Origin of the sequence: Micropruina sp. (assembly GCF_027492755.1) — a bacterium.
Lineage (GTDB): Bacteria > Actinomycetota > Actinomycetes > Propionibacteriales > Propionibacteriaceae > Micropruina.
The window spans coordinates 1-5,320 of the sequence record NZ_JAPUED010000228.1 but is presented as its reverse complement, the minus strand read 5'-3'; the positions used below and the strand labels follow the sequence as shown (position 1 = coordinate 5,320).

General features: G+C 70.1%; 3 protein-coding genes. 1 reads left to right on the top strand and 2 read right to left on the bottom strand.

Annotated elements, in window-relative coordinates:
* Positions 1-157: 157 nt before the first annotated feature.
* Both Q0066_RS15700 and Q0066_RS15695 read right to left on the bottom strand, forming a co-directional pair.
* Positions 158-1,795, bottom strand: a complete 1,638-nt coding sequence (locus tag Q0066_RS15700) for an FAD-binding oxidoreductase (protein ID WP_298134697.1) — start codon at positions 1,793-1,795, stop codon at positions 158-160.
* Positions 1,796-1,888: 93 nt separating this feature from the next.
* A complete protein-coding gene (locus Q0066_RS15695; protein WP_298134695.1) occupies positions 1,889-2,839 on the bottom strand; it encodes a ribokinase in 951 nt (316 codons plus the stop codon).
* Positions 2,840-3,071: 232 nt separating this feature from the next.
* On the opposite strand from Q0066_RS15695, the gene Q0066_RS15690 reads away from it, so the two are divergent.
* Positions 3,072-5,063 carry a S9 family peptidase gene (locus Q0066_RS15690; RefSeq protein WP_298134693.1) on the top strand — a complete coding sequence of 664 codons (1,992 nt, stop codon included), beginning with the start codon at positions 3,072-3,074 and terminating at the stop codon, positions 5,061-5,063.
* Positions 5,064-5,320 lie beyond the last annotated feature (257 nt).

Genomic DNA, 5,320 nt, shown 5'->3' with positions numbered 1-5,320 from the left:
TGAGATCCCGGTTCGGAGCCCGGGATGACGTGAATGATCAGCGACTCCTGCCGACGGCTGGGCTTACCGAACTGACCACCGCTGGTTGAGCTTGTCGAAACCCCTGGATCTCGACAGGCTCGATCAACGGCGGTCGGGGGCGAGCTCGATCAACGGCTCACGCGAATCGCCGGTACAGGTTGTTCATGAACAGCAGCTCGGGGTCGTGGCGACGCTTCAACGCGAAGAACTCGTCGATCCGCGGGTAGGCGCGGGCCAGGTCCTCGCGGGAGTAGTGCTGCTGGTAGGGCAGGTAGAAGGTGCCGCCGGCGGCCAGCGCCCGGTCGACCAGGGTGCGGGTGAGGTCGGCCATGTCGCGGTTGCCCTCGGCGGAGACCTCTTGGCTCAGGTACAGCACCACCGAGTATCGGTCGCCGCGGGCGTAGTCGAGCAGAATCGGCTCGGCATGCACCACTCTGACGGACGCGTGCAGCGCCACCGCTTGGCTGTCCTGCAGCGCCGCGGCCGTGTCGCGCAGGAACGGGACCAGGGCGTCCCGCGGCAGGAAGTACTCGTGCAGGATGTCGGTGTACTGGGGGATCGTGTGGCGCAACAGTTTCAGGTCGCTGTACATCGCCTGGCTGCGTGACACCAGGCAGGCTTCGGCCGCACGCAGCGCCTCGTTGCGCGACGTGCCGCACTGGCGCAACCGGGGCATCAGGTCGCGTTGCAGCGTCCACTTCAGCCATTGGGCCGGGCCGCGGTGCCGGGCCAGGTTGAACAGGAAGCGGGCCGGCGGCGAATCGGGCTCCTGCAGCAGTTCGGGCCTCGGCTCGTCCGCGGAACCCGGGAACCGCGCATGGGTGTAGACGATCGCCTGGTCCAGCAGCGGCGAGCCTGCGGTGGCCAGGTCCGCGGACATCAGCCGGTTGTTCTCGTCGGCCCCCAGCGCGTCCAGCACGTCGGGCAGGTCGGCGGTGGCCACTACCCGCTGCTCGAGCCGGTACAGCTCGTCCGGCACCGTGGCCAGCTCGGCCTCGACGATGACGCCGAACAGCCCGTAGCCCCCGATCACCGCGTGGAACAGGTCGGGATCGTGACCGGCGCCGAGGGTGACGATGCTGCCGTCCGCTTTCATCAGACGCAGGCTCCGGACGGTGCCGGCCAGCGAACCGGTGCGGAAGTCGGTGCCGTGTGCGTTCACCGAGAGGGTGCCGCCGACGCTCAGCACATCGATGCTCGGCATGCCGGTCACCGAGAGCCCGTGTGGATGCAACGCCTCGAGCACCTGCCGCCACAGCGCGCCGCCGCCGACCCGTACGGTGCCGGACGCCTCATCGATGGTGATCCGGTTCATCGCGGTCATGTCGAGGATCAGCGCACCGGGCCACGAGGCCTGTCCGCCCATGCTGTGCCGGGCCCCCGACGGTGCCACCTTCAGGTCGTGCTCACGGGCGAAGGCCAGCGCCTTCCCCAGTTCGGCCTCATCGGTCGGCTGCGCCACCCCGTACACCGCGGTGCGGTTCAGGCAGCTGGCGTCGTTGACGGTTCCGCGCCGCTGTACCAGCCAGTCCGGGTCGGCGAAGCCTGCCGGTGTGGCGGCGTCCGGGGCGGCGGCGAGTTGCCGGACGTTGCAGTCCTTCGGCCGCTGCGCCAGGGCGCTGTAGACCTCGGCCATCGAGATGCCGTAGGAGAGCAGGATCAGGACGGCGAACACTGCGACGGCGTGCCGGGCGCGGAACCGGAGCGGACGCCGGCGCAGTCCGGTCGTCGCCACGGTGGTCGGTGTCCCGTCCTTCGGGGAAGCGCTGATCAACGCGGCCTCCGCTGGTTGAGCTTGTCGAAACCCCTTGCCAGCATCAGGTCGTCCCAGGTCTCGACAAGCTCGACCAACGAAGTCAGCGATTCGTCACGGAGTCCAGCTGGCGAGCTGCTCTGCGGTGGGGTAAGAGTTCTGCGCGCCTTCGCCGGTGGCCGCGTAGGCGCCGACCCGGACGGCGAACGCGGCCGCCTGCTCCAGGTCGTCGCCGGCGGCGATCCGGAAGGAGAAGGCGGCCAGGAAGGCGTCGCCGCAGCCGGTGGTGTCGACCGGCTTCACCTTCGGTGAGGGGATCTGCTGCGAGGCGGTGCCGGCGTCCAGGTCGATGATCCGGGCGCCCTGGGCGCCGAGGGTGACCACGACCGTCCGGGGGCCGGAGGCGCCGAGCGCGGCGTTGGTGGCTTCGATCACCGACGTCCAGTCGCCGAGCGGGTCGAACTCGGCCTGGCCGGTCAGGTCGGCGAGCTCGTGGTTGTTGACCAGCAGGATGTCGACCAGGTCGAGCAGGTCGGCGCCCACCTTCATGTAGGGCGAGATGTTCAGCACGACCTTCGCGCCGCGCTCGCGGGCGTTGCGGGCCGCGGCCTTCACCGCGTCCAGCGACACCTCGAGGCACAGCGTCAGCACCGATGAGGAGTCGGCGGTGGCGAAGAAGTCGGCGGCGGCGTTCACATCGTCGGCGCTGAGCCGTCCGTTGGCGCCCGGGCTGACGATGATGCAGTTCTCGCCCGCATCGTCGACGGCGATCATCGCCGAGCCGGTGGAGACCCCCTCCAGGGCCCTGACCTGGCTGACGTCGACCCCGGCGTCCTCCAGGCTCTTCACCAGCATCGCGCCGTTGCCGTCGTCGCCGACGCAGCCGAGCATCGCCACGTCGCCGCCGAGCTTGCCGACCGCCGCGGCCTGGTTGGAGCTCTTCCCGCCCGGCACGATCACCAGGTCGGAGCCCGCCACCGTCTCTCCCGGTCCGGGAATCCGGGCCGTCCGCACCACCAGATCCGCATTCAAGGAACCGACAACCAACACGCGTCCGGACGCCATGACACACTCCCCTTCGAGTTCGCCTGTAGGGGACGAACCTAGTGGACGCCGCCTCGGGTGGTCGAGGTGAGTGCCGGGGATTGGGCGGCGGCTAGTGCGGGCTTGGCTGAGGAAACGCTGATCATCGCGTCATCCCGGGCCCCGACCCGGGATCTCCGAGGGGGAGAGATCCCGGATCAAGCCCGGGACGACGATGGAAGGCTTTGATCAGCGGATCCTTTAGTGTCTGGTCATGCGACCTGATCAGTTGCCCCTGCTCACCGCCGTTTCGGCGCCGGCCCTGCACCCCGACGGCAGCTGGGCGGTGGTGGCCACCAGCCGACCCGACTTCGACGCCGACGGCTACGTCGGCCAGCTCTGGCGGGTGCCACTGGACGGCTCCGGCCCGCGACGGCTGACCCGCGGCCAGCACGACAGCCGGCCCCGCTTCTCCCCCGACGGCTCACTGATCGGGTTCCTCCGCGACGACGCCAGCGGACGGCCGCAGGTGCATCTGATCCCGAGCGGCGGCGGTGAGGCGGTCTGCGTGACCAACCAGCCGCTCGGCGTCTCCGACTTCGCCTTCGCACCGCACGGCGGCACGCTCGCCTTCATCGCGCGGGTACCGGCGGACGGCCGCTACGGCACCCTGGACGGGGTCGACGCCGCGCACGAGGACCCGCGGCACGTCACCACGCTGGCCTTCCAGGCCAACGGGCTCGGCTGGTCCCGGGATCGCCGCAACCAGTTGTTCGTCACCGACGTCCCGGACGTCTTCGGCGAGCCGCCGGTGCGTCCGGTCGGACGTGCGGCACAGGATCTCAGCGCCGATGCGCTGCGCGACCACGGCGTCCCGATGGCACGTCAGCTGACCAGCGCGGACACCGATCACCATGCGCCCTGCTTCACCGCCGACGGCAGCGCCGTCCTGGTGGTGGCGGGGCGGACCGGCGAGCCGGAGAACCTGATCGACGACCTGCTGCGGGTGCCGGTGGACGGCGGCGAGTCGACCCGGCTCACCACCGGGTCGCTGAGTGTGGGCTCAGCGGTGTTGGCGGGCGACGCGATCTGGTTCACCGCGGCCGATCTGGGCGAGTCGGGCTTGGAGTACGTAGCCGCGCAGCCCGGCGTGTTCCGGTTGGGTGCGAACGGACCGGAGCGGCTCACGTCCGAGGAGGTGCTGGTCACCGGCGAGTTGGCGCCGGACGGCGACGGAGTGCTGGCGATCACCGATCATCGTGGGGCGTCGCAGTTGCTCCGGGTGAGCACCGCCGGGGTCGAGGTGCTGATCGACGGCGGCGTGCTGCTGACCGGTGTTGCGGCGTCCGCGGGCCGGGTGGTGACGTCCTACCGCGACGCGACCAGCTTCGGTGAGGTCGGGGTGCTGGAATCCGGTCAGCCGCTGACCGGGGAGAACGCCCCCACGGTCACGGTGCGGGCGGTCACCGATTTCGGCGCCGCGCTGCGGGAAGCGGTCGAGATCCGGCCGTCGGTCGAGCTCATCGCCACCGCACCGGACGGCTACCCGGTGCACGGGTGGGTGGTGACGCCGGCCGGCGAGGGGCCGCACCCGGTGCTGCTGATGATCCACGGCGGCCCGTTCGCCCAGTACACCTCGGCGTTCTTCGACGAAGCGCAGGTCTACGCCGAGGCGGGCTACGCGGTGGTGATGTGCAACCCGCGCGGCTCGGCCGGCTACGGGCCGCAGCACGGCCGAGCGATCCAGGGCGCGTTCGGATCGTTGGACGCCGCCGACGTGCTCGCCTTCCTCACCCACGCGATGGCGATGGTGCCGGGGCTGGACAGTGCCCGGGTCGGCATCATGGGCGGCTCGTACGGCGGCTACCTGACCGCCTGGATCATCGCCCACCACCATCGCTGGGCAGGTGCCATCGTGGAGCGCGGCTACCTCGACCCGGCGTCCTTCGTGGGTAGCTCGGACATCGGCTGGTACTTCCCGCAGCAGTACAACGGCTCGAAGGAGCAGCTGGACGCCCAGTCGCCGATGCTGCTCACCGACCGGGTGACCACCCCGACCTTCGTCATCCACTCCGAGCAGGATCTGCGTTGCCCCTTGTCACAGGGCCTGCGCTACTACGCCCAGCTGAAGCAGGCCGGTGTGGACGCCGAACTGCTGGTGTTCCCCGGCGAGAACCACGAGCTCTCCCGATCGGGAACCCCGTGGCATCGCCGGCAGCGCTTCGAGGCGATCCTGGACTGGTGGGCCCGGCACCTGCCCGTCTGACACCCGGTATGACGGACGGGCCCGGGGAGGGACCGTTGGTCGAGCTTGTCGAGACCCCTCAGAAGGATCTCGACAAGCTCGATCAGCGGTTGCGAGTCAGTGCTCGATCTCGTCCAGCGCCTGCGCCAGGGTGAGTGGACAACCTCGATCAGCGGCGGTTCAGTGCTCGTCCTCGGCGAGCACGATCACCGAATCGCCGGGGCCGAGCCGGATCGGGTCCGATTTGTGCGGGTTGAGGTGCACCCCGTAGCCGTCGG